At 60.0% G+C, this 22,139-nt stretch carries 22 protein-coding genes and 3 pseudogenes; 20 read left to right on the top strand and 5 right to left on the bottom strand.

Annotated elements, in window-relative coordinates; genetic code table 11:
• The first annotated feature begins 54 nt into the window (after positions 1 to 54).
• From FQ746_RS32365 to FQ746_RS32330, 7 genes and pseudogenes are all read left to right on the top strand, one after another.
• A complete protein-coding gene (locus FQ746_RS32365; protein WP_409932460.1) occupies positions 55 to 1,482 on the top strand; it encodes a TolC family protein in 1,428 nt (475 codons plus the stop codon).
• Between the two features lie 86 nt (positions 1,483 to 1,568).
• Positions 1,569 to 2,369, top strand: a complete 801-nt coding sequence (locus FQ746_RS32360) for an efflux RND transporter periplasmic adaptor subunit (protein ID WP_144114033.1) — start codon at positions 1,569 to 1,571, stop codon at positions 2,367 to 2,369.
• Positions 2,370 to 2,374: 5 nt separating this feature from the next.
• Entirely contained in the window at positions 2,375 to 3,817 is a 1,443-nt protein-coding gene (locus FQ746_RS32355; protein ID WP_409932456.1) for an efflux RND transporter periplasmic adaptor subunit, read from the top strand.
• Positions 3,818 to 3,832: 15 nt separating this feature from the next.
• On the top strand, positions 3,833 to 5,947 hold the full coding sequence (locus FQ746_RS32350) for an HlyD family efflux transporter periplasmic adaptor subunit (RefSeq protein ID WP_144114031.1): 2,115 nt from the start codon (positions 3,833 to 3,835) through the stop codon (positions 5,945 to 5,947).
• Positions 5,948 to 6,904: 957 nt separating this feature from the next.
• Positions 6,905 to 7,138 (top strand): annotated as a pseudogene (locus FQ746_RS32340) (transposase); the annotation flags it as partial.
• Positions 7,139 to 7,611: 473 nt separating this feature from the next.
• The gene (locus tag FQ746_RS32335; RefSeq protein WP_144113869.1) at positions 7,612 to 8,253 is read left to right on the top strand and encodes a glutathione S-transferase family protein; all 642 of its coding nucleotides are present in this window, start codon (positions 7,612 to 7,614) and stop codon (positions 8,251 to 8,253) included.
• A 69-nt stretch (positions 8,254 to 8,322) separates the two neighbouring features.
• Positions 8,323 to 8,784, top strand: a complete 462-nt coding sequence (locus tag FQ746_RS32330; protein ID WP_144113868.1) for a GNAT family N-acetyltransferase — start codon at positions 8,323 to 8,325, stop codon at positions 8,782 to 8,784.
• Between the two features lie 208 nt (positions 8,785 to 8,992).
• On the opposite strand, the gene FQ746_RS32325 is transcribed toward FQ746_RS32330, so the two are convergent.
• Positions 8,993 to 9,439, bottom strand: coding sequence for a cupin domain-containing protein (locus FQ746_RS32325; protein ID WP_144113867.1), 447 nt, complete (start codon positions 9,437 to 9,439; stop codon positions 8,993 to 8,995).
• Positions 9,440 to 9,536: 97 nt separating this feature from the next.
• Between FQ746_RS32325 and FQ746_RS32320 the strand changes: the two genes are divergently transcribed.
• The 7 genes from FQ746_RS32320 (at position 9,537) to FQ746_RS35405 (ending at position 14,581) form a co-directional block, all read left to right on the top strand.
• A complete protein-coding gene (locus tag FQ746_RS32320) occupies positions 9,537 to 10,436 on the top strand; it encodes a LysR family transcriptional regulator (RefSeq protein ID WP_144113866.1) in 900 nt (299 codons plus the stop codon).
• A 272-nt stretch (positions 10,437 to 10,708) separates the two neighbouring features.
• Positions 10,709 to 11,647, top strand: coding sequence for a hypothetical protein (locus FQ746_RS32315; protein ID WP_144113865.1), 939 nt, complete (start codon positions 10,709 to 10,711; stop codon positions 11,645 to 11,647).
• A 30-nt stretch (positions 11,648 to 11,677) separates the two neighbouring features.
• Complete coding sequence (locus FQ746_RS32310; protein WP_144113864.1) at positions 11,678 to 12,223, top strand: hypothetical protein; 546 nt, start codon at positions 11,678 to 11,680, stop codon at positions 12,221 to 12,223.
• Positions 12,224 to 12,344: 121 nt separating this feature from the next.
• Positions 12,345 to 12,971, top strand: coding sequence for a tyrosine-type recombinase/integrase (locus tag FQ746_RS32305; protein WP_144113863.1), 627 nt, complete (start codon positions 12,345 to 12,347; stop codon positions 12,969 to 12,971).
• A 129-nt stretch (positions 12,972 to 13,100) separates the two neighbouring features.
• Complete coding sequence (locus FQ746_RS32300) at positions 13,101 to 13,508, top strand: hypothetical protein (protein WP_144113862.1); 408 nt, start codon at positions 13,101 to 13,103, stop codon at positions 13,506 to 13,508.
• A 388-nt stretch (positions 13,509 to 13,896) separates the two neighbouring features.
• Positions 13,897 to 14,310, top strand: coding sequence for a GNAT family N-acetyltransferase (locus FQ746_RS35410; protein ID WP_260854243.1), 414 nt, complete (start codon positions 13,897 to 13,899; stop codon positions 14,308 to 14,310).
• Positions 14,225 to 14,581 carry an NUDIX domain-containing protein gene (locus FQ746_RS35405; RefSeq protein WP_260854242.1) on the top strand — a complete coding sequence of 119 codons (357 nt, stop codon included), beginning with the start codon at positions 14,225 to 14,227 and terminating at the stop codon, positions 14,579 to 14,581. The genes FQ746_RS35410 and FQ746_RS35405 overlap by 86 nt, the downstream gene beginning before the upstream one ends.
• Before the next feature lie 338 nt (positions 14,582 to 14,919).
• Here the strand turns inward: FQ746_RS35405 and FQ746_RS32285 are convergent.
• A pseudogene (locus FQ746_RS32285) lies at positions 14,920 to 15,484 on the bottom strand (IS6 family transposase).
• Between the two features lie 202 nt (positions 15,485 to 15,686).
• Here FQ746_RS32285 and FQ746_RS35655 point away from each other — a divergent pair.
• On the top strand, positions 15,687 to 15,956 hold the full coding sequence (locus tag FQ746_RS35655) for a MarR family transcriptional regulator (RefSeq protein ID WP_409932455.1): 270 nt from the start codon (positions 15,687 to 15,689) through the stop codon (positions 15,954 to 15,956).
• Between the two features lie 150 nt (positions 15,957 to 16,106).
• On the opposite strand, the gene FQ746_RS32275 is transcribed toward FQ746_RS35655, so the two are convergent.
• Entirely contained in the window at positions 16,107 to 17,066 is a 960-nt protein-coding gene (locus FQ746_RS32275; RefSeq protein ID WP_186310887.1) for a helix-turn-helix domain-containing protein, read from the bottom strand.
• 250 nt (positions 17,067 to 17,316) lie between these two features.
• Here FQ746_RS32275 and FQ746_RS32270 point away from each other — a divergent pair, with 250 nt between their 5' ends.
• From FQ746_RS32270 to FQ746_RS32250, 5 genes are all read left to right on the top strand, one after another.
• Positions 17,317 to 18,108 carry an alpha/beta fold hydrolase gene (locus FQ746_RS32270; protein WP_144113860.1) on the top strand — a complete coding sequence of 264 codons (792 nt, stop codon included), beginning with the start codon at positions 17,317 to 17,319 and terminating at the stop codon, positions 18,106 to 18,108.
• 22 nt (positions 18,109 to 18,130) lie between these two features.
• Entirely contained in the window at positions 18,131 to 19,357 is a 1,227-nt protein-coding gene (locus tag FQ746_RS32265) for an acyl-CoA dehydrogenase family protein (protein WP_144113859.1), read from the top strand.
• Between the two features lie 51 nt (positions 19,358 to 19,408).
• Positions 19,409 to 19,960 (top strand): flavin reductase family protein, encoded by a 552-nt coding sequence (locus FQ746_RS32260; protein WP_144113858.1) that lies wholly within the window; start codon positions 19,409 to 19,411, stop codon positions 19,958 to 19,960.
• Between the two features lie 66 nt (positions 19,961 to 20,026).
• Complete coding sequence (locus tag FQ746_RS32255; RefSeq protein WP_260854241.1) at positions 20,027 to 20,869, top strand: dioxygenase; 843 nt, start codon at positions 20,027 to 20,029, stop codon at positions 20,867 to 20,869.
• 1 nt (position 20,870) lies between these two features.
• Positions 20,871 to 21,203 carry a hypothetical protein gene (locus FQ746_RS32250; RefSeq protein WP_144113857.1) on the top strand — a complete coding sequence of 111 codons (333 nt, stop codon included), beginning with the start codon at positions 20,871 to 20,873 and terminating at the stop codon, positions 21,201 to 21,203.
• 3 nt (positions 21,204 to 21,206) lie between these two features.
• Here FQ746_RS32250 and FQ746_RS32245 read toward each other — a convergent pair whose 3' ends face one another.
• Positions 21,207 to 21,908 (bottom strand): substrate-binding domain-containing protein, encoded by a 702-nt coding sequence (locus FQ746_RS32245; RefSeq protein WP_409932459.1) that lies wholly within the window; start codon positions 21,906 to 21,908, stop codon positions 21,207 to 21,209.
• Positions 21,909 to 21,980: 72 nt separating this feature from the next.
• Positions 21,981 to 22,103 (bottom strand): annotated as a pseudogene (locus FQ746_RS35650) (LysR family transcriptional regulator); the annotation flags it as partial.
• Positions 22,104 to 22,139 lie beyond the last annotated feature (36 nt).

Genomic DNA, 22,139 nt, shown 5'->3' with positions numbered 1-22,139 from the left:
ACGCCGTTTACAGACGCCGAACGCACCCAGACGGCGCAGACCGACCGTACTTCGATGTTCGCGCAGCAGCAGCCGGTGACCGGTCCGATCACGCTCGACGAAGCGATGGCGCGCGCGATCCGCTACAACCTCGATCATCGGCTGAAGATGATGGAAGAAGCGCTCGCGCAGAAGCAGCTCGACCTGTCGAACTTCGACCTGCTGCCGAAACTGACCGCGCAGGCCGGCTACACGACGCGCAATCACGAACTGGCGTCGTCGTCGACCAACGTGTTCACCAACGAGCAGTCGTTGGCGCCGTCGTATTCGACCGACAAGAACGACCGCACCGCGGATCTGTCGTTCTCGTGGAACCTGCTCGATTTCGGCGTCAGCTACTACGAAGCGAAAGAGCAGGCCGATCATGTGCTGGTGCTCGAGCAGCGCCGCCGCAAGGTCGTGCAGCTGATGATGCAGCAGGTGCGCGAAGCGTACTGGCAAGCCACCGGCGCGCAGCGTTTGCGTGACCGGATCGGGCCGTTGCTGGATCAGGCGCGCACCGCGCTGAACGATTCCCGTCAGGCGCAGCACGAAAACCTGCGCTCGCCGCTCGATACGCTGAACTACCAGCACGCGCTGCTCGATCTGATGCGCCAGCTCGAAGAGATTCGCGATCAGCTGGAAGAAGCCAAGCCGCGTCTCGCGTCGCTGATGAATCTGGAGCCGGGCAAGGACTACACGCTGGCACCGCCGAAAGACTTCGCGGCGCCGAGTTTCGATATGCCGATGGAGCAGATGGAAGAGACCGCGCTCGAACGTCGTCCGGAACTGGTCGAAGCAAGTTACAACGAGCGGATCAGCGTCAACGAAACCCACAAGGCGATGGCGAAGATGCTGCCGGGGATCGAGTTCAGCCTCGGCACCCATTACGACAGCAACAGTTTCCTCGTGTACAACGCCTGGCGCGCGGCGGGGATCAGCGTGAGCTGGAACCTGCTGAACCTGCTGAACGTGAAGAACATTCGCGGCATGGCGAACGCACAACTCGAAGTTGCGAAGACGCAGCGTCTCGCGCTGAGCATGGCGGTGCTCACGCAGGTGCACGTCGCGCGCACCGATCTGAGCGCGAAGCAGCGCCAGTTCGATCTGCTTAAACAGATGAACGACGTCGACCAGCAGATTCTCGAACACACGCACAACGCGACGCAGGCAAATGCCTCGGGTAAGCTCGAAGAAATCCGCGCCGCGACCGGTGCGATGATGTCGGAGCTGCGGCTGTATCAGAGCTACGGCGAACTCGAAAATGCGTACGGCCAGATGCTGGCGACGCTGGGTCTCGATCCGGTGCCGGACAGCGTGAACGGTCACGATCTGGCGTCGCTGCAGCAGTCGATCGACGGCGAGCAGCAGCGCTGGGCCGCGTTGGGTCACGCGAACGGCGACGGTGCGGGCAATACGGCCGGCGCCGGCTCGAACGCAGTCAACGGAGTCAAGACGCAATGACGTTGTCGCAGTCGGCAGGGTGCAGTGGTAGTGCAGGACCGGTAGCAACCGTCACGCCGGCGCGCGGTCTCGCATCCGCGCTGACGATGGTGGTCGCGTTGGCGTGGGCGGGATTCGGCGCGCAACCGGCATGGAGTGCGACGCCGGCTCCGGCCGCGAGCCCGGCGCCCGTTCAGGCGCCGGCAGCTCAGAGCGCGCAGGCGTCGCAAACCGATCTGTCCGGCGACGCCAGCCGGATCCGTATTCAACTGGTGGCGCGCGATCAGGTCGATCTGTCGAGCGAAGTCGCCGCGAAAATCGCCACGCTGCCGTTGCGCGACGGCGACTCGTTCCGCGCCGGCCAGACGCTCGTGTCGCTCGATTGCTCGCTGTACGCCGCGCAATTGCACAAGGCGCAGGCCGAGGCGGGCGCCGCGAGCGATCTGCTGCAGGTCGACCAGCGCCTCGCCCAACTGCATTCGGTCGGCGACCTCGAAGTGCAGCAGGCCGCGGCGAAGCTGAAAGCCAGCAACGCCGAAGTCGCGTACATGCAGGCCACGGTGCGCAAATGCGTGATCACTGCGCCGTTCGATGGCCGCGTGTCGAAACGATCGGCCGCGCCGCAGCAGTTTGCCGAAGCCGGCAAGCCGCTGCTCACGATCGTCGACACCAGCCATCTCGAACTGAAAATGATCGTGCCGTCGAAGTGGCTGGTCTGGCTGAAGCCGGGTCACGCGCTGAGCGTGCAGGTGGATGAACTCGGCAAGACCTATCCGGCCAAAGTCGCGCGAATCGGCGCGCGCGTCGATCCGGTCACGCAGACCGTCGACGTGACGGCCGCGCTCACCGGCAGCGTGCCCGAACTGCTGCCCGGCATGAGCGGCTGGGCCACCTTCGCGACGCGGTGAGAGCAATGAGCGGCACGAGTGGTATGCAATCCGCGCCCGGCGCGCCTACACCGGAGGAATCCGCTGCGTCGCCCAACGTGCGTATCGACGCGCAGCAGCTAGCGCTGCTGTGGCAACTCGCGTCGCGCGCGCGCAGCGCCACCAGCGAGGCGACGCTCGGCTTCACCATCGTCAATGAAACGCTGTCGCTGATTCCGTACCGCCAGTCCGCGTGGTGGCGCGGCACCGCGCCCGGCAGCGTCGCCGCCGTGTCGGGGCTGCCGCAGAGCGACCCGAACGCGCCTTACGTGCAATGGCTCGGCGGCCTGTGCCGTGCGCTGGCGCGCGGCACCGCCGCCGGCGCCGAGGTGCCGCCAGTGACCCAGCCGCAGGCGTTCACCGCCGCCGACCTGAAAACCGACGCGCCGGCCATCGCCGATGAATGGGATGCGTGGTGGCCCGAGCACGGGCTATGGTTGCCGTTGCTCGATCGTCAGGGCGGCTCGCTCGGCGGTCTCGTGTTCGCGCGCGACATTGCGTGGACGCAGACCGACTTCGCGCTGCTCGCCGAACTCGGCCAGGTCTGGGCCCATGCATTCGAAGCCTTCGGGCCACGGCCGTCGTGGCTCGAACGCGCGCGCGCGGTGCTGCGGCCGGGCCGTCAACAACGCCGCGTGCTGATCGGCCTCGCGATTCTGTGCGTGATTCCGATGCGCCTGACCGTGCTCGCGCCCGCCGAAGTCACACCGAAAGATCCATTCGTGGTGCGCGCGCCGCTGGACGGTGTGATCGACCGTCTGTACGTGCAGCCGAACCAGCCGGTGCAGCGCGGCACGCCGCTGCTCGGACTCGACCCGACCACGTTGCAGTCGCGCTATGCGCTCGCCCGTAAAGATTTCGACACCGCGCAGGAAGAGTACCGGCAGACCGCGCAACTCGCCGTTACCGACGACCGCAACCGGCTCGACATGGCCGAGCGCAAAGGCAAGCTCGACCAGAGCGAAGTGCAACTCGACTACACCGCCGCGCAACTGGCGCGCGTGCGCGTCAGCGCGGCGCGCCCCGGCGTCGCCGTGTTCGCCGATCCGAACGAATGGACCGGCAAGGCGGTCGCGGTCGGCGAACGGATCCTGCTGCTCGCCGATCCCGCGCATGTGGAACTGACCGCGTATGTGCCGGTGGCCGACAATGTCGACGTGCGGCCGGGCCAGACCATCACGCTGTATCCGAAGAGTTCGCCGCTTGCCACCTACGAAGCGCGCATCGACACCGTCGCCTATCGCGCCGAGCCGACGCCCGACGGCGTGCTCGCGTATCGCGTCAAAGCGACCTTCAACGACGCCGCCGCGAACGCGCAACCCCAGCTCGGTGCGATGGGCAGCGCCCGGATTCACGGCAACTGGGTGCCGCTCGCGTATTACGTGCTGCGCCGCCCGCTGACGCTCGCGCGTCAATGGCTCGGCTGGTAACGCACAATGTCCCGACTGCCGCGACTCCCGCAACTTCGCCAGGAATTGACGCTGACGGCCGGCACGGCGTCGGCCGAAGGCGCGCCGACGTGGATGCTGCACGACCCGGCCTCAAACCGCTTCTTCCAGCTCGGCTGGCCCGCGTTCGAACTGCTGTCGCGCTGGTCGCTCGACGACCCTGAAGCGATCGTCGCAAGCGTGAATCGCGACACCACGCTGAACGTCACGCTGGCCGATATGGAAGCGCTGCTCCGGATGCTGAGCCAGCAGAACCTGCTGGTCGCGCGCAGCGCCGCCGACACCGCGCGGCTGCAGGCGCATGCCGACGCCGGGCGGCTCGGTCATGCGATGTGGCTGCTCAAGCATTACCTGATGATCCGGATTCCGCTGTGGCATCCGATGCCGTTTCTGCGGCGCGCTGCGAGGTTTGCGTCGTTCGCGTATCTGCCGGCATTCTGGACGGTGGTCGCGAGTTGCGCGGTGACCGGGCTGTTTCTCGTGTCGCGTCACTGGGACGAATTCGTGCATACGTTCCATGGTTACGCGGATCTGGAAGGGATCGTCGCGGTCGGGATCGCGCTCGGCTGCGCGAAGGTGCTGCACGAATTCGCGCATGCGTTTACCGCCCAGCGCTACGGGTGCCGCGTGCCGACCATGGGCGTCGCGTTTCTCGTGATGCTGCCGGTGCTGTACACCGACACCACCGAAGCGTGGAAAGTGCCGGGCCGCGCGCGCCGTCTGCGGATCGGCGCGGCCGGCATGCTGAGCGAAATTGCGCTCGCCGCATTCGCGACGCTCGCGTGGAGCCTGCTGCCCGACGGGCCGCTGAAAGCCGGCGCGTTCCTGCTCGCAACCACCACGTGGATCGGCACGCTTGCGATCAACGCGAGCCCGTTCATGCGTTTCGATGGCTATTTCCTGCTGTCCGACTGGCTCGACATGCCGAACCTGCACGACCGCGCCTTCGCGCTCGGCCGCTGGTGGCTGCGCGAATGGCTGATCGGTTTCGGCGATCCACAGCCCGAACCGTACGCGCCGCAACGGCGGCGCTTCCTGATCGGCTTTTCGTTCGCGACGTGGCTGTACCGGTTGGGGGTGTTTTTCTCAATCGCGCTGGTCGTCTATCACGCGTTTTTCAAGGTGCTGGGGATCGCGCTGTTCTGCGTTGAATTCGGCTGGTTCATCGTGCGGCCGGTGGTGCGCGAGGCGTCGGTCAGCTGGCGGCGACGCGTCGAGTTGCACTGGCGCAAGGAGACGAAGCGCACCGCATTGCTCGGCGCGTTGCTGTTCGGGCTGATCGTGCTGCCGTGGCATGCGGGCGTGAGCGCGCCCGCAGTGTTCGGGCCTCAGCAGGCGCAAGGCCTGTATGCGGTCGAAGCCGGTTATCTGGCGGATGCGCCGCCGCCGGCCCACGCCGGTCAGCCGGTGCAGGCCGGCGAAGTGCTCGGCGTGGTGGTGTCACCCGATCTCGGATACCGGCTGAAGGCGGCGCAGGCCGACGAGGCGCTTTTGCGCTGGCAGGTCGAACAGCAGGCCTTCGACGACCGTCTGCGCGAGCAGGGCGTCGCGCTGAGGAAGCGCTGGGACGCAGCGCGGCAGACGGTGGCTGGTCTGCAGGCGGAAATCGGTCAGCTGACGATTCGCGCGCCGTTCGCCGGTACGCTCGACGTGCCCGGCGACGCGCTCGCAGCCGGGACGTGGGTGCCGCGCGGCGAGCATCTGTTCGACGTGATCGGGCCGGCCGGCATCAAGGGCGACGTCTTCGTGGACGAGAACGACGTGTCGCGCGTCGCGGCCGGCGAGCGCGCGACTTTCGTCGCGTCGCTGGCGGAAATGCGGCCGGTTCAATGCAAGGTGCTGGCGATCGACAAGGTCAACGTCAGTACGCTCGACGCGCCGTCGGTGGCAAGTGTGTACGGCGGGCCGATTCCGGCCGAACAGGACGCGAAGACCCATCAGGTGGTGCCGTTGCAGGCGATCTGGCGCGTGCGGATCGGCGCATGCGACGGCGAGCGGACCCTGAGCCGTGAGCTGACCGGGACGGCGACGCTCGGGGCGGGGCGCGAGAGCTACGCGGGGCGCTGGGTTCGCGCGCTGGTGGCGGTCGTGCAGCGCGAGGCGGGATTCTAGGCGGGGGGTCTCGCGCGCGGCTTGGAAACTCGGCCTCACGCCGACACGTACCAACGCGACTCGCGACGAATGCTGTGCTTGTGTCGTTCAACGCATGCGGCGCATCGAAGTGCGGCGAGTGACCGCACGCATCCCGGTTTGCCATCTGCGCTTGCGGCACCTGCTGCGCAATCGTATCGCTCCGCGCCATCGTGCCGTCGCGATCGTCGTGGCCTTGCCCCGCGAGCAGCGGCTTCGCAATTGGCGTTTGTGCAAGCCATCGAGCGCCATGTGCTCGACGAACACATGCGGCGCCATCGCCACGGGGCCCGCCAATGCATCCGGATACGGCGGCATATAGCAACGAGATCGAGCCGCCGTCGCTATGGCCGATCACCCACATGCTCCGGCGTTAGCTCGTGTCAACGCAGAGCGCGTCAAGCAGCGCCGGTAGAACGTCGCGTGTGTGTTCAGATAGTCCGCTGGCGAGTGCTCGCCGGGTCGGCACGGGGTCGAGCATCCCTAGCCGAGGCGTGAATAGACCAGACCGCGCATGCGGAGCCTTTCGATAAGGTCTGCGGCCTATCGCGCCGCATTGCAATCGAGCCGAGTCCTTCGCGCAGGAATACAACAAGCGGGGCGTCGCCGGTGTGTCGGTCTGCGCCGGTTTCGAGCCAGCGGTATTGGATCTGCCACGCGCCGCGCGTAGCGGTGGTGGGCAGATCGACGAGTGCGGCTGCTTCGTCTGCCGGCTTATCGCTATCGGGCGGCACCGTCCAGGGCAAGCCAGTCGAACTTTTCTTTGCTGCCCAGATCCGTCCGGTATGGGATGCAGTGGCGCTGTCAGGCGTAGGACCAACCCAGTCGCTTCCCTACCAACAGCCACGAATGTGAGGGGCGTTTGCCGCGATGTGGTGCGTCAATCAATTGACATTAGAACGTCTGTCGACGGTGCGGATCAAAGGCGCTTCGGGAGCGATGCTCAAGATCTTTATCTACGGATATGTGAACCGGATACCCTTCAGACGGCGTCTTGAGCGCGAGTGCCAGCGCAACGTCGAGATGATGTGGGTGACCGGGCGTCTAGCTTTCGACTTCAGGACGATCGCCGACTTTCGTCGCGGCAACTGGCCAGCCTTTCGTAACGTGTGCCGTCGTTTCATCGAGCTGTGTCGCGGACTGAATCTGCTGTCCAGTAACATAGCGATCGATGCGCAACCAGCTCACGAGTCATTCCAAAAGGTGTCCCGGCAACGCTCGGCCGTTTTCAGAAAACTTACGGGCAGCCACGTGTGAACGCTAATGATGGAGTTAAATCGAACCGGCCGCACAAAGTACGTTTTGCCGGGCCGCTTCGGGCTGCGATAGTTCAAGGGGGTAATGAAGGCGCAAGGCCTGTCAGATATGGATTTCTACCCTGCTGTCGGCGATCAGTAGCAGACGGAACTCCCCGTTGTTGCACAGCAGTCCACCAGCACAGTTCCACTCGCTCGCGTTCATCCGCCGTCGACTGGGCGACGTCCGCGTTCGGCACTGATCGGCCAGAAGAGACACTCGCCCTCTGCACAAAGATCGTCGACAAACCTGCTGCGTGCGAACACCGATTGGCAGGTCCGAACTGAAGATCGCAGGCTTCATTAAAAAAACTGTCGTATCCGCGCCTCGTGCGCAACTGGAGCGAAGCTATGCCGACAACCGAAGTGGTGAAACTATACGGAGCCGCATGGAGTGTCTATGTGCGGATCGTCCGGCTTGCGCTGGAAGAGAAACAGGTCAAATATGACTTGGTCGAAGTCGATGTCTTCGCAGAGACGGGTGTTCCGCAGGAGCATCTGAAGCGTCACCCGTTCGGCCGCATTCCGGCCTTCGAACATGGCGATTTCCATCTTTACGAGACAGGCGCGATCGTCGGCTACATCGATGATGCATTTCCCGGATGCAAGCTGCGACCCGCAGATCCGAGGGCCCGCGCGAAGGTAAGCCAGATCGTTGGGATACTGGACGCCTATGCATACCAAACACTCGTTTGGGACATATACGTGGAACGCGTGGTTTCAGCTCGCGAAGGCCGGATAGCCGATGAACATAAGATCGCCGTCGCGCTACCACGTGCCGCTGTATGTTTATCTGAACTGACCGCGCTGTCCGGCGACCGTGAGTTTCTGAGCGGCGGTGATGTGACACTTGCTGATCTGTACGCCGCGCCAATGTTCGCCTGCTTCATGCAGGCACCTGAAGCCGTTTCGTTAATGGAAGGGTATGAAAAATTGACCCGCTGGTGGCAGGGATTCTCCGCTCGCCCCAGCATGTCCCGAACAACGCCATGAGTAATTGCCTGCTGCCCGCAACCAGCCCATCAGGAGACATTCAACCCAACAGACCAAATCGACGACAATATGCGTCTTCAATCCAACCAGCGCAAGGGCAATGTGACGGTGATAATTCGAGCGGCGGGGCCGAATGACAGTGTCGCGATTGCTGTGCTAATGCATCAGCTAGGGTATGACATATCACTCGAAAGAATTCGTGAAAATCTATCCAGCTCTGTCGAAAGCGCTTCAGATGCCGTGCTTGTAGCTTGCGAAGACGATATTGCAGTTGGCTGCGTGAGCCTACACGCGCTTCCGCTGTTTCATATGCTTGGGTCGCTTGGACGCATCACTAGTTTCGTCGTTGACGAAAAACATCGCGGCCGCGGTATAGGCCAGATGTTGATTCAAGCTGCTGATCGCTGGTTTGTTAGTGTCGGCTGCGTCAAGGCCGAGGTGACCAGCGGCGATGTTCGAATCGAGGCGCATCGATTCTATGAGAGAGAAGGTTTCATGCGTGATGGTCAGCGGCTCTCGAAGAAAATCTAGCGCGTTCTTGCAACGCCTGACTTCGGCCAGGGACGGCTGGTCGAGGCCGCCATCCAACTCGGGTATCCAAAGCCCCGCCCGCTCGCGCTCATTGACCGGTCTTCGTCGAGCAGATCGCAGGCCCCATTGCCTCGACGCGGCCACGAGCGGACCTTCAACGTTGTCGTTTAAATCGACGACACGCATACCCTTAGTCGGCTATCCGTGCTCATATACCAACGATCACCTGCCGATTTTGTTCGCAGATGCGCTGCACAGCCTCGATATCGTGGGGCGTCGGAAGCGCAGCCATCGCGCGAAAGAATACGTCGTGACCTGCCGGCGCGGATATCAGCAGCAGGCGCGCGTCGCCGACCGCCTGATTGTTGAAGCCATGCACGTCGCCGCGCGCGACCGTAACGACCGTTCCTGGGGAGACGTTCTGAACGGACTCGCCGATCTGGAACTCGAGCGAGCCTTCCAGCATCACGAAGGTCTTGTCCTCGTCCAGTGACCGATGCGCAGGTGCGCCGCCGTGTGTTCCGATTCGCATTTCCATCACAGTGTATGGAGCATCGACACCGCTCGTGTCTGTGTCGCCCGTACCGGCGATAACCCGGGTCTGTATGTTGGCGAAGGATAATACGACCGAGGGCGTGAAGATGGCGGATTTCATTGAAGTCCTGACGTGTGATTAAGAAGCGCCAGTCTGCGCCTTCGCGGAGCCTTCGAAAAGACCGCTAGAATGTCGGCTCCCGCCAACAGGATGGACAATGGATATCAATGGCTCGCTGGCTTTCGTAGCTGTAGTAGATTGCGGCTCGTTCGCCGGCGCCGCACGCGAGCTAGGTGTGCCGCGCTCGACCGTCAGTGCCCGCGTTGCAGCATTGGAGGCGCGACTCGGAGTGCGACTGCTGCGGCGCTCGACCCGCCGGATTGCACTTACAGAAGAAGGTGAGGCATGGCACGCCAGCGTTGCGAGTGCCATTGCGACATTGCGCGCCGCTGAGCAACGTGGCCTCACCCGAGGCGAGACGCTGTCTGGCACGATCCGCCTGACTGTGCCGCTCGACTTCCCTGACACCGTGCTAGCCGATGCCATCGCCTCATTCCTCGACAGCCACCCGCGAGTGCGTGTCGAGGTGTACGCCACTAACGACGTAGTGGATTTCGTCGGTGATAAGTTCGATCTCGCAATACGCGGAGGCAAGCCGGGCGGCAACGACGCAGTAGCCCGGCGCATCGCCAGTTTCCGCATGGCCGCGTTCGCCAGCCCGGCATGGCTCGCAAGACGCGGCATTGGTGATCGCGCTGACCGCGCGATGTCAGTGCCCGACTCATTCGCACAGATCGACTTGCTCGCTTTTTCCCCCCGCGCCGATCGTGCCGCGGGCGCGCCGCAGGCGAGGGTCGTGGCAAACAGCTTTGGTTTGTTAAAGCAAATGGCGATGCGCGGTAAGGGTGCGGTGACCCTGCCCGCGCATCTGTGCGTGGAGGCGCTTGCCGCCGGCACTCTGGTCGAGATTCACCCACCCTTGCAGGACGAAACGCAGCAGGCTCTCTACCTCGTTTATCCATCGCGTGGCGATATGAGCGCACGAGCGCGCGCTTTCGCGCAACACCTTGGCGATACGCTGGAACGAATCGCGGTGGCAGCGCAAAGCCCCTGTTAAGGACGGTTATGTCGACAACCCGGAACCTGGCCCGAAGCGATAAGGCACAGAGCGATTTTAAGTGAGTTGAATGACTCCTTTCGGCAAGCTCGAAGGTTAGCTTCGGGTTGGCTTCGGGTTGGCTTCGGCCGACCGCGTCGGGCAGCAGTCGGCCATAAACAGTCACTCGACGTCGCCGTCTGAATCGTTAACAATCAACGGGTCTGACGCGACATATTGTTGGAATTGAGCCAAGCTCGACAACGACGAGACTATTGGTAGGTGAAAGAGAGATGATTACGAATGTACCGACTTCAGCCGATTACTACACGTCGGGGAAAGAACTCTTGAATTTTGCTTGGGACACTACCGCGAATCTCCTTATAGAATTCGACCAGGCAGACTATTACGGCTACGACGAGGCAGAAATATTGGACGCGTACTGGGTGGCCGCGAAGCGCACTCTGACGACGGCACTGACGATTGTGCAACAGGCCGTAGAGCTAATCATCAAAGGACGGATCGTTGAGGTTTCTCCATACCTCTTGATATCAGATTTTCCATCCCGGTGGCCCTCGCCATACGACGGTAGAGCGGTTGATTTCGAACTATTCAGAACCATCGATGCTCAAGACCTCATCCGCGTGCACGACACATTTGCGGATGAGGCATTCGACGCAAACTTCGTCGAAAAATTTCACAATCTACGGGCGGTCCGAAATGTAGTTATACACTCAGCCGGCAAGAACGTTTCCGTGCCCGTTGCAGAAGTGATTGACAGTGCGCTGTACATGCACAAAGCTCTGTTTCCCAACGAGAGCTGGTTTTCGATTCGCCGAGAATTTCTGCGTCGTGCACCAAGTTCTCAGTTTGGGGCGGACGAGTTCGCAACGAACACGACTTGTTGGGAAGCGTCAATCGTTGTCAAGTTGCTACCACCAGCAAAGGTCGAGGCCTACCTAGGGATCGACACGAGGCAGCGCCTGTACCTCTGCCCCGAATGTCTTTACGACGCCAATACCGACGGCGGTTTTGACCATAAGCTAGCCGTTTTGAGGCCGAAAGCCCCTGGTTCAACCAACTTGTACTGCCCCGTATGTGATCAGACACATAGCGTAGTTCGTAAGAACTGTACCAAAGCGGACTGTCCGGGGAGCGTCATCGCTGAAGAATATAAGCGGTGCCTTACATGCTCGTCGTGGCAAGATGACGAGGGAAAAGATGAGTCTTGACACAACATCTGTAACGGCCGATATCCGAGAGTGAGCATCTGGATGATATCTGAATCGCGCTACTGGAAAGAGCCGCTACTTCGAACCGCAGCATGGCTGGAGCGCTGGCGATTCAAAGAGGAAAGCGCCGAACGCGATATGGTACGTATCGAACGTGAGCTATTCATTGGTTTCTATGCCATTAGAAAGCTACTTGACACTTTCAAGGTATCACCGGAAACGCGCCGTCAAACATACAGCATGCTTCGGCATCCAGGTACAGGTACGACTGACTACCTGAATTGGCATCGCCTAGACGAGCACTTCGATCTGGACGCCAGCACCTCGGAACAGCGAGATCTGATGTTTCTGTGCAATCAGTTCGTCCACAGCTTCATATTCATGCCAGTAACGTACGAGGACGGTGCTCTCGCAGGCATCTTCATCGCGTCGGATAAAATCAGGTTGGAAAAAGTGTATTTTGTTGAAGCGTCAGAGATACACAGGGCGCTTCGAACTGTTGGCAAAGACTACCCAAAGCGGCAAAGCATGCGGCGAAACGATAGTACTCACCAATGGGAAGAGTTCGACGGCTGAAAGGCAGATTGACGCCACGAACGACCAGTTTTGAGAAAGTTGGAAGTGCGCTCAGGGTCGGGTCTCACCTCAGGACAGTCGGCGCACACTGACTCTCCCTTCACCTGAAAGGAGAGTCGTCATGGAAGCAAATGCCAGCAACGCCCCGACGCGCGTCCCGTGGAATAAGGACAAGCTCACTGGGCAGAAGGCGCCGCTGAAGCTAAAGGAAATTTGGACCATTCGGATTCGACTGCAACTGGGAGCGAAGACCCGTGATCTTGCGATGTTCAATCTCGCAATCGACAGCAAGTTGCGGGCATGCGATCTGACCAAGTTGCGCGTGCGTGATGTCTGCTTAGGCAACCGGGTGGCGCCACGGGCTACAGTCATGCAGCAAAAAATTCAGCGACCGGTGCAATTTGAAATCACCGAGCAGACCCGCGACAGCGTGGAAAGTTGGATCAAAACGGCAGCCCTGTGTCCATCCGATTTTCTGTTTCCGGGCCGCATCCATGCTTCGCCGCATCTTTCGACACGTCAATACGCGCGCATCGTCCATCGGTGGATCAAATCGATCGGGCTTGACGACACGGCCTACGGGACGCACACGATGCGCCGCACAAAAGCGTCGTTGATTTACCGACGTACGAAAAATCTGAGGGCTGTTCAGTTGCTGCTTGGTCATACGAAGCTGGAAAGTACCGTTCGATATCTCGGCATCGAGGATGACGACGCGCTCGAGATGGCCGAGCAGGCCGACGTTTAACGACGGGAGGCCGGTCGGCAATTGGACGCTGGCCGGCCAGGTCCGGTCATTCGACAGGCCGGCGCGAATCGCCGACAATCTTGAACTCCGGTTTCGTCCAATTGCCGTCTAAAAATCTAAGCGCGAACCATGCACGTCCTATACAACATATTTCTTGCGGTGGGAATTTTATTTGTTGGAGTGCTTCGAGCCATTAGCTGGCGAAATGCAAAGGCGCGCGGGTTGAGTCCAGCGCAGTTCGCGTTGCAGAACGGCGCTTCAGTGCGGAAGTTGCTAGCAACAGGAAAGCGGATGCGCTGGCTTGGCAAGGTATTGTTCGTTTTCCCATTTGTGCTGGGTGTGGGATTGGCAATCCACCCCAAATCCCCGATCGGTGTTCTTGCAGCAGAATTCGCAGCCTTGGTGATCATCTTTGGAGTTCTTGGACTTCTCTCCCTGTGGGTTGCAAGAAAAAATGAAGCGCTTGCGCGTGAGATGGAAAGGCTCCCTCAGGTGTCTGACGCACCTTGGCGCGGCACGAGCACCGACTTCCCCTGAATGTCCGTTGTAGAGCACACTCATTGTCCCCTCCGGGTCGAACACGGCCCGACGCGAGTCGATCGCTTGAGAACACTTTATGCAAATAGAATGGGACCGTGATCGGCCACGAGCGGTCGTTCCGTGTCAGTGGCAGGATCGTCGACAATTCAAAGGGTAGTTGGGTCACCGCAAGGGCGCTTTGCAAATCATCTCGCTCCTATAGCTACTGAGGCGAACGCAACGTGAACATCTCCCTTCGTAGTGCGAGCTTGGCGGATGTGTCGACGCTCACGCAGATCCGGAACGACGCACACGCAACAGCGGTCGCGCACGTCGACTATGCATGGGGTAAGGAAGGCGACGGATTTCCCAATAGGTGGGTGCAGAACGATATCTCTGAAAAGACGTGTGTTTCGTTGAGTTCGAAGGCACTGCGGTCGCAACCTTCTCCCTCGCCCTGGACGACGATCACTGGGGGCCTCAAAAGCCGATTGCCGGCTACGTGCATGGGCTTTCCGTGCGGAAAAGTTTTAGCGGACGCGGGCTCGGGAACATCATGATTGATTGGTGCGCCAGCAAGATGACCGGCTTGAACCGGCGCTTTATCCGACTTGACTTCGCCGTCCAGAACGCGAAACTCTGTGCCCACTATGAGTCCCTTGGTTTCATCCGCGTGGGGCTCTACCCGGAGCCGGAAGGAGAGCGGTGGTATCCGGTCGCTGTACCAAAAATCGGTGAATCCGGTGCGCGAGCGCCGTTCGGCGAGCCTTTTGATCACCACGCCAAAGCGGCGCGTGTTGTTATTCCGGTTCGTGCATAACTCGGGCGCGCTCGATGGCAAGGCCTACTGGGCAATGCCGGGTGGCGGTGTGGAGCTCGACGAAACTTTTGGGGACGCGGCATTACGAAAGCTGCGTGAAGAAACGGGCATTCGCAAGGCGCAGTTGAGCGAGCCGGTTGGACGGTGCGAAGTGCCCTTGCAGTTGCCCGATGGCGAGCGCGTGATCGCGGTCGAGCAGTATTCCATCGTATGCACCGACACGGAAATCATTTCGCGTGATAGTTGGAAAGACTTCGGAAGAGAGAGGTGAAGGTTGGTCACCAGTGGTGGAGTCGGGAAGAGCTATCTAGCGCCTCCGAGACTATTTATCCGGAAGGGCTAGTCGAGATGCTGGATAAGGCTGGGGTTTTCGGCGTTGAACGGCTGCTTCAAAGCGCACCGAAGGATGAAACGGGTCGATGACGGGCGGCGGCGCTATTTCTGACCTTGGAAAAGCAGCCGGGAAGTTCAAAGTTAAAGAACCAAGAACAGATAGTTCAAACTTAAGTGAACCAGCAGCTCAGACTTGCATGAGCCCGATCGGTAAAAAGCACGGCTTTGTCGCGGTAAGGATTGACGGGCGAATGAGATCCAAATGCGAAGTACCGCTTATATTGCGAGGTCGTAGAATTGACCAGCGGCGGACGGATGGGTTCCGCGAGCACACTTCATCTGTCCTTTCGCGATCATGTGCATAACCTCAATGCCGGCCAGAAGGATCCGGGCACAGCGAAAAGTCTTGAACCCCAGCATGGGCCGCCTGCGTCGCTTGATCGCCCGATGGTCCTGCTCGATCAGGTTATTGAGATATTTGGACTGGCGGATCTCGATGGGCGCGTAGCAGAAAGTCAATGGTGTTGCCGTCCCTGTCGACGGCCCGATAGAGATAGCACCATTCCCCTTTGACGCGAATGTACGTGTCGTCCATCCGCCAGCTCTTACCAACCGGCCGCTTGCGGTGGCGAAACGCTTTCTCGAGCACCGGCAACAGCTTGATGGTCCAGCGGTGCACAGTCGAATGATCGACCGAAACGCCGCGCTCAGCCATCATGTCTTCGAGATGCCGCAGGCTCAGAGGATAGGCAACGTACCAGCGCACGCAAGTCAGGATCACGTCGAGCGGATAATGCAGGCGCTTGAGCACTCGGGCCACCGCCGGATTCAACGTCTTCATCGCGCTTTCAGTCGTTCGTGTCGTTCCGCACATCATAGCGGACCGTCTTACTGCAACAGAACCGTTCGACTCCGGGTGGATGTTCAATGCGGGACCGAACGTTTTACATTCGTCATCAGTTCGCAGGATAGTTCTATGAGGCTGTGCGCTAAGCCCCCAAAGTACGGACGCCATTTCGCGACGCACCGTTCCCCAACTTGGGTTGACGACATGCCAGACAGTTGTGTTGCTGACGATAGTCAAAGGGGACGACAGTCATTGCGCTCAACTTGCGCGTGAACACAGGTTGGATGCAAGCGGGTTGTCGCGATTGGTGGATCGCTTTGAAGCGTCTGGATTGGTCACGCTACACGCCGATCTTCGGGACCGCCATGCTGTTCGACTTATGCCGACCGCGAGGGCAATACGCCGTAGAAAGGGCGCCCTGCATGTTCGTGGAGGCACTAGACGACGTAATGCACGCTCATTCTGATGATGAACTGGAATTGCTTAAAGGAATTCTGAGGCGAATGCTAGTGAACGCCCGGACTGAGACCTACTCATGATGGTTGCCGTAACGGCGGGTTGACCAGGCGCTTTTTCTGACGAAAAATCTGCTGAAGTTGTGGCGAACTATCACCACTCAGGTGCTTCGCTTAAGCCCGCGTATTTCCGACGGCGTTAAGCCGTGTTCAGACACGATCGTGCGCGTGAAATGTGCATGACTGGAGAATCCCCAGCTAAAGGCAATTTCACCTATCGTCACATTGTCGGCAAGTACCTGAAGGTCCCTGTACGCGTAGGCTGCACGCTGAGCCCAGACATACTCGGCCAGCGACGTATCCTCGAGCGCGAAAAGGCGATTTAAATGGCGAACTGAGACACCCACGTGTTGGGCGATCTTAGACGTTGTCAAATCGGCGCTTCGAAGATGGGTCGCCACGTATTCCTTGGCGGACAGAACGTGATAGATCGAGGTATCCAGGGACGCCTCACCGTGCAGCGTACTGTTCGCGACGGTGTGGGTGAGTGCAGGTACGCGCGTCGCAGAGTCGGCGTCTGGCTCGCGTAAGCAGCCCACCAGGCCTCTGCGAAGCTCAACGCTTAGCGCCCTTGCGAATGAATTCGACGGTTCAATTTTCAGCGGGAGCGACGTACCGTCGAATCCCCAGTTCTCCGTAAGCTTGGCGGCTGGTATTTCTACAAGCAACTGCCGCATGTCCGAAACAAAGCCATAAGTAAAGGGGAAACGCGTGTCGTAAATGAGGGTATCGCCAGCATTAACTGTCAGAGTAGCTCCCTTCTGGACGAGGTACCCGGTCCCTTTGGCGAGATGACATGCGAAAACAGATTCCTTCGGGTACTGGCGCACGAGCGCTGGATTGCGTTCGATGACGTGGTCGTTGCCCTCGATCTCCGCCACATATAAATCGCGAAGGGCAACATTCGTCTGACGTGCGTTAAGTCCAGCCTCTGCAAGTGATGACGTGCGCAACCCAACCAGAGCGCTAGCGTTGTACTCGTCCCAGTAGGCGAGCCTGTCTTCTGCCGGAATTGTTTCGGTTGAGGCGCGCGTGATGGTGGGGGACCAGTCGCGATGCATGTCTGTCTCCATATCAGCAGCCGCTACATTGGCGGTTGGCTGGAATGCCGGTGTAGATACACACTAACACACCCCGCCGCCTGCCTTCATCAATGGTCCCGCAACCATGTCCCGCTCAGTCAAATCGCATGTCCACTGAAGTCAAAGGACCGACCACCCGAGCCAGTAAAGTCGCATTACTACTTCGCTCGGAAGACGACGATGATAGACAAAGCAAAAAATAGATTCGGGTTACATCCAAGGAGGAGATATGGCGACAGCAAAATTCGAAACGCTGGAATTTGATGTCGACGGGGTGAAAACAGTGGTCAGGGCTATCGGTCAGGGAGAGCCGGTCGTGTACCTGCACGGCGCGTCGACGCTAGAAGGCTTCGACTTTGCTGGCGGCCTTTCGGACAGGTATCGAGTCTACTGCCCCAGCCACCCCGGTATGGGACATTCAGGCGACGCACCGCACGTCGCGGACATGAGCGACATGCTCGTTCACTATTTAAACCTGCTCGATGCGCTGGATTTCGATACCAGGCCGCACCTCATCGGATTTTCTATGGGCGGGTGGATGGCGACGGAACTAGCGGCAATTGCACGGGAGCGTTTTGACAAGGTCGTTCTGATCGCTCCCGCGGGATTGGGCGATCCCGCCCATCCGCCAACCGATCTCAGGTCGATTGCGCCGCCGGACTTTCCATCCTTTCTTGCTCACGACGTCGGAGTCGCCATGAAATATTTCCCCGACGGTTCCGATGCTAACGCAGCCGAACAGTTCGCCACTGCGCGGGCCCGCGAGAACAACATGGTCGGGCTCCTGTGTGCGGCGTTTGGAATGATGCATCCGAACCTGCGGCGGTTCCTGAGGCGAATCCACAATCCCACGCTTGTAGTGTGGGGTACGGAAGACCGTCTTCTGCCCGCAAGCCAGGCGCCGCTCTGGATCGAAGCACTTCGAAACGCCCGTCTGCTGATGGTTGCCGGGGCGGGCCATCTTGTCGCCCAGGAACGGCCCGAAACCCTGATGAAAATCGGCGACTTTCTCGCCGATTGACCCTATCCTTGAGGAGAAAGAGATGAACGTCACCACGCCCATCCTGCGGAATTATTGGGGCACAACCATTGATCATCGCAGCTTGCTTGCAAAAATCGCAGAAATCGGCCCGATTCTCGACAAAAACGCCGACGCGGATGAAGCCGCCGGTGAACTGACTGCCGCGAGTTTCGAGTTGCTTGCCTCGTTGCGTATGTCTCATGCGATCGTCCCGGAGGCGCTTGGCGGCGCCCAGCTATCACCCACCCGGCTGATTGAGTTGGTCGAGGCAATTACCTGGCATTCGGGGGCGGCTGGCTGGGTGTCCATGGTTCATGCGGCGATTGGCGGCATGTCCGCGGCCTTCCTGCCGGATAGCGCCATCCAGCGACTGTTCGGACCGGGGACGGACAACCGGTTTTCCGGCCAGGGAGCTCCGCTTGGCATGCTTCGGAAAGTGGAGGGCGGCTATCGGCTGAACGGCAAGTGGAGTTATGGGTCGGGCTTTAGCCACGCGACCTATTCCCACAGCGCAGCTTTCGTTGACGATGGGACGGGCAAACCGCTCAAGGATGAGCACGGAACTCCGATCATCATGTGCGCGCATGCACCGATTGCCGAGCACACGTGCCTCGCCGGCTGGGACGTCCTTGGGTTGAAGGCGACCGGTTCCATCGATTATGCCGCCGAGGACGTGTTCATCGAAAGCGACATGGTCTTTCCGATCCAGACGGCCAAACCGTTGCGTCAGAAGGAGTTCTTCAGCCTCGGAGTTATCGGCATCGCCGCCATGGGGCACACGGGCTGGGCCATAGGCGCGTCGCGTCGTATTCTGGACGAAATCGCACAACTCGCGCGTAGTCGCACCGGCCGTCCCGGTGCGCTGGGTGACAGCGAAAAATTCTGGTACGACTACAGCAGGGCGGAGGCCCGCGTGCGCGCGGCTCGCGCTCTGGCCATGGAAACCTGGCGGGACATCGAGAATACCGTCGAGAGCGGCAGCCGTGTTTCGACAAGGCAGCTCAGCCTCATTCATCTTGCCAAGTCTGAGGTTCATGAAGCTGCGGATGAGGCCGCTCATTTCGCGTACCGGGCAGGTGGCGGCGCAAGCCTGCGCGACGGAACGATCCAGCGTTTCTTCCGCGACATTATGGTCGCCTTGAACCACATCACCAATTCGCCGACCGTCGCCACCTCAGCCGGGCGCGAAATCGGTGGCCTGTGGAGCGACCGTGCCTGGCAATATTACGACCTCGTTGAGAAACGATGAACTGAGCGGGGGGCGACGCAGCCCTCGCCATATTCCAGTCGGAGTCAAATCATGAACCAGTCTGATCTGCTATCAATCTGCAGAACGCCCGACCTATTGAGTGATGCATTCAAGGAGGCGTTTCGCTGTCATCCATCAGGGGTCGCGATCATCACTGCTGATCCAGGCGACCGCCCTGTAGCCCTGACGGTCAGTTCGCTGATCTCGGTGAGCGCTGCGCCCCCGATCGTGGCCTTCTCCCTGTCATCGAAATCTTCCGCTTCGCAGGCAGTGCTGGACGCTGAGTCGGTCGTGATCCATCTTCTGCGCTTCGGCAATCTCGATCTCGCCAAGCTGGGCGCGACCAGCGGTGCGAACCGTTTTGGTCCCGATGTCGAGTGGGAACGTCTGCCGTCCGGGGAACCGCGATACTCGACTGTGGGGACATGGTTCCGCGCCAAGATTGTGAACACCCTGCCGACCGATGGCGCAATCATCGTTGCGGCCGAGTTACTGGAAGGGCAAGCGGCCCCGGTCGACGACGTACCCGAAGCCGACACCCTGATCTATTTCGATCGGCGTTGGCATCGCCTGCGTGAAGTACACGACGGGGCCAACCGATAAGGTGAATTGCATCAGCCCGTGCGTAATGCACTCGCGCGGGCGAGCCGAAAAAAAGGAAGACAGTTCGTGAGCTACTTCACAGAAGCAGCATCCGTAGAGGCGGTGAACGCACGGATGGGTGTGCAGACGAATCCACGGGTCCGGGAGATCATGGCAAGCCTCGTCAAACACCTGCATTCGTTTGCCAAGGACGTGAACCTGACACAGGAGGAATGGGAACATGCCGTCGGCTTCCTGACCAGAACCGGGCAGATCTGTACGGAGGAGCGGCAGGAGTTCATCCTGCTATCGGATGTACTCGGGCTTTCCATGCTGGTTGATGCGATCGGCAATCGCAGACCGGAAGGTGCAACGGAGAGCACGGTACTGGGTCCCTTCCATGTGGCCAATGCGCCGATCCGGCAGATGGACGACAACATCAGTCTCGATGGCAAGGGAGAAAGCTGCCTGTTTTCTGGGCGTATTCTTGATCTTGGAGGGAACCCCATCAAAGACGCCTGTCTCGACGTCTGGTCCGATAACGCAGACGGCTTCTACGACGTTCAGCAGCCTGGCATCCAGCCAAAGTGGAACAACCGGGGCCGCTTCTTTACCGGCTCAGACGGGCAATACCGCTTCCGGGGCATTAAGCCGGTCAGCTATCCTATTCCGGATGACGGTCCGGTCGGGCAAATGCTCGCGAGCCTTGGACGCCATCCCTACAGGCCTGCCCATATGCATTTCATCATCACGGCGCCTCGCTTCCGGAAGTTGGTGACACATACCTTCGTCGGAGAAGACCAATACCTGAACTCAGATGCGGTCTTCGGCGTCAAGAGAACGCTTGTCGCCCCGTACTTGCGCAGCGATGACGCGGATACCCGTTGGCACGCGCCGTTCGATTTCGTTCTCGCACCCTCCAGAGACTGAAATGCCGAACACAAAGATTTATCTAGACACTGCGCATTGGGATGTTGCATCTGGCAAGCTCATCGACGGATTGCCGAGCTTGCGCGAACTTCTCTGCGACATGCTTGCCGTGGATCGCTCCGCATGTCATCTCGTGCTGATCGGTGTGGGGGCACCCGTTGATCAGCCGCCAATCAACGTTGAGGTCTTGCTATTGCCGGGTCGAGAGCGGACGCAGGCTAGTCTGAGGACCGTCGCGGGCCGCTTGCGCGAGAGGATCACGAATGTCACCGGTCTGGGCGTCGCCGTTCGCATCGCCATGCTCGATCCGCGGACGTACGTCGCGTTGAAGTGAAGTTTACACCGAAGGTTTAGCCGTGCGTTGCTCCTGTTCCATGCGCTCCTGCAGTCGTTGAATCGCATTCTTGGCAAGAACCGTGAATTGGCCCAGCGCCGGGGTTCCCTGCCGATCTGTGACGGTCAGCAAGCCGAGACTCCGGTCCGGATGATCGATGTGGACCGGCAAGATCTTGTGTGGCACTGTGCGTCGTGTCTGGAAGACCACCGAGGCCGGCAAGATCGTAAGGAAGTCCGATCCCGTCAGAACCGACTGTATAGACGCGAGTGTTCCTCCGGAAAAGCTGGTCCGAAAGTTTTGCGTGCCGATCGCCTTCAGGGCTCGTTGAAGGTCACGGAATAGCGGACTCTCCAAGGGCGGTGCAATCCAGCTATATCCATCGATGTCAGCAGGTGTGATATCGGTGCAAAGTGTCAACGGATGGTCAGGACGACAGACTATGACGTTCTGCCCGGGCAGAATTGGCACAAACGTCATGTCCGGGGGCACCTGGTCTTGATGTACCGGAAGAATCGCGAGATCGAGGCAACCGTTGCGAAGACTGACCGACAAGGCTTCGAGATACCCATATGACTGGTCGATATGAATGTCGGGAAAGCGCGATTGGAAATCGGCGATCACCATCGAAATGACACCCTTCATGAAGATGGGCGATCCGCCCACGCGCAAAAGGCCGGCGTGTCCTTGCTTGAAACGACGCACCAGAAGGCTGGCTTCCTGGTTGGCCTCCTGGATAAGGGATCCAAGCCGCGCCAGGCTGCTTCCAAGCTCTGTTGGACGAAGCGGCCGACGCCCCGGTTCGAACAAAGGCATGCCGATGCGCTGTTCGAGAAGTGTCATGATGCGCGAGACTGATGGTTGTGACTTGCACATCGCCTCAGCGCCTTCCGTCAGTCCCCGTTCTCGACAATGGCGGCAAGAATTTCCAAATGT

Origin of the sequence: Paraburkholderia sp. BCC1886 (assembly GCF_900996245.1) — a bacterium.
Lineage (GTDB): Bacteria > Pseudomonadota > Gammaproteobacteria > Burkholderiales > Burkholderiaceae > Paraburkholderia.
The sequence above is the reverse complement of the archived record's forward strand: the minus strand, read 5'-3'. Positions and strand labels throughout refer to the sequence as shown.